The organism is Ruminococcus sp. CAG:379, from assembly GCF_000434255.1.
In the GTDB taxonomy this organism is placed as follows: domain Bacteria; phylum Bacillota; class Clostridia; order Oscillospirales; family Ruminococcaceae; genus Ruminococcus_F; species Ruminococcus_F champanellensis.
Genome location: NZ_FR894798.1, coordinates 1 through 551, shown reverse-complemented (window position 1 = coordinate 551; position 551 = coordinate 1). Strand labels below are relative to the sequence as shown.

The following is a 551-nucleotide window of genomic DNA, read 5'->3' as shown; positions in this document are numbered from 1 at the left end:
AGAAAAGCACCCCTAGGGGGTGCTGATCTTTTCAATATCTGCTCGTTTGCACTCAAACAACTTCCACTTCCCACCGTATCCGCCGGGAGTGTTCTCTGTATTGCTTTCTATTGTGTAAACGGTTACGTTGTTTACGCGCGTTGCATCTACAACAGTGCCGGTTATACCGGTTGACTTGATTTTTACAATGTCATACAATTCAATCATATACTCAGTCCTCTCTGTGTGCAGTGATAATTCTCGGGACACTGTTGGGCGTGTCCTTTTGCCATACGGTCCGGAAGCGTTTCTTCTGCTCTCCTTTTCCCAGGAGCATGAATACGCTGAATTTTTCAACGCCGTTGTCAAATACACGTTTATCCATGGCTTGATTGTAGTCGAATCCGTCCACAAGGTCATGGTTTAGTGCATCGAAATCATCCGGTGAATAACCAACATCAAAAAATTCCTGTGCATGCTTTGCTCCCGGAGATAAGAAAAACTTATTGATCTTGTTTTCATGAATTACGCATTGCTTGTTTGATGTTATTATACCACCCCCACCGGATTTG

1 protein-coding gene is annotated in these 551 nt (G+C 43.7%); it reads right to left on the bottom strand.

The annotated features are described in order from the left end of the window. Positions 1-211 precede the first annotated feature (211 nt). Positions 212-551 (bottom strand): DUF6883 domain-containing protein (locus QVO51_RS00260; protein WP_288167653.1); only part of this gene is annotated, 340 nt, incomplete at its 5' end.